Origin of the sequence: Mesorhizobium sp. M0751, assembly GCF_040320265.1 — a bacterium.
Taxonomy (GTDB): domain Bacteria; phylum Pseudomonadota; class Alphaproteobacteria; order Rhizobiales; family Rhizobiaceae; genus Mesorhizobium.
In genome coordinates this window covers 1-1,532 of record NZ_JAMYPH010000069.1, presented here as the reverse complement: position 1 = coordinate 1,532, position 1,532 = coordinate 1, and the positions used below count along the sequence as shown (strand labels likewise).

Below are 1,532 nucleotides of genomic sequence, written 5' to 3'. Positions count from 1 at the left end.
GCGCATCTGTCGACCGCCCAGCGTCGCGTCATGACGGCGATCGAATTGTGCCGGACCGCCGCACTTGGCGGTCATGTCGAGCAGTGCGATCACTGCGGCCATAACCGCATCGCGTTCAACAGTTGCCGCGACAGACATTGCCCCCGCTGCCAATCGCTGGCCCGCGCGCAATGGCTGGAGGATCGTCGCGCCGAACTCCTCGACACACAATACTTTCACGTCGTCTTCACGCTGCCGGCGCCCATTGCCGCCATTGCCTATCAGAACAAGGCACTCCTCTACGGCCTTCTCTTCCGCGCAACCGCCGAGACCCTGCGCACCATTGCGGCCGATCTCAAGCACCTGGGCGCCGAGATCGGTTTCTTCGCCGTGCTGCACACCTGGGGCCAGAACCTGCTTCATCATCCGCATCTGCATTGCGTCGTCGCGGGCGGTGGCCTTTCTGCCGACGGCGATCGATGGATCGCCTGCAAGCCCGGTTTCTTCCTCCCGGTCCGGGTGCTCTCACGCATGTTCCGACGATTGTTTCTGGAGCACCTGGAGAAAGCCTTCGCGGCCGATCAATTGCAGTTCTTCGCCGTCCTTGATTCCTTGCGTGAGCGCGACGCCTTCCGGCGCTATTTGGCGCCGCTACGAAAGGCCGAGTCGGTGGTCTATGCCAAGCCGCCCTTCGCCGGACCCGAACAGGTCCTCGATTACGTCGGCCGCTACACGCACCGCGTCGCCATCTCCAACAACCGCCTCATCGACATCGAGGATGGCGCCGTTCGTTTCCGCTGGAAGGACTATCGGCACGGTAATCGGCAAAAGGTCATGACCGTCTCGGCCGACGAGTTCATCCGCCGCTTCCTGCTTCACGTCCTGCCCGAGGGCTTCCATCGTATCCGCTACTACGGCTTCCTCGGCAATCGCCATCGCGCGCAAAAGCTTGCCCACTGCCGCGACCTGCTCGGCATGCCGGTTCCCGAGCCGTCGGTCGACCTGCCCGAAAAGGACTATCGCGACCGCTACGAGGACCTTACCGGGCACTCCCTCAGACAATGCCCGGCCTGTCATCAAGGACAGATGATCATCATCGAAATCTTCGACGGCGTCACCGCACCCCCGCCATACCGGGATACGTCATGAGACAGGGGCAGCACCTCCCTTGTCATCAACATCGCACCGGCCCGCTCGGAAGCCAAACTGAGCCGGTCCCGCAAAGGTGCGCGCCGTCACACCCGGGCAGCCTCTCCCGGCAGGGCGCGGCACCGGTCCTCACTTTGCCGCAACCGATACCCGTGCCGCATTCGGCGCACGCGACCCCTGCAATCGCCGCGTCCACGACCGCATCCGCGCCCACGCCATGCCTGTTCATGGGCACGGCCTCAATTGAACGCCCATAGCGGCCACCTGTGCCGGCGGCTTAGTCCAACACGTTTTTAGCTCACCGTCGCGATCCACGGCAGCGGCTCTTCCCACCCGCCTCATTGTCGCGACGCCAAGCTAAAAACGCTCTGCATTATGTGGCGCGCCACATAACCGTTCAGCGG

1 protein-coding gene is annotated in these 1,532 nt (G+C 63.4%); it reads left to right on the top strand.

Annotated elements, in window-relative coordinates:
• Window positions 1-1,128 (top strand): IS91 family transposase (locus NKI19_RS32640; protein WP_502899379.1); only part of this gene is annotated, 1,128 nt, incomplete at its 5' end.
• Window positions 1,129-1,532 lie beyond the last annotated feature (404 nt).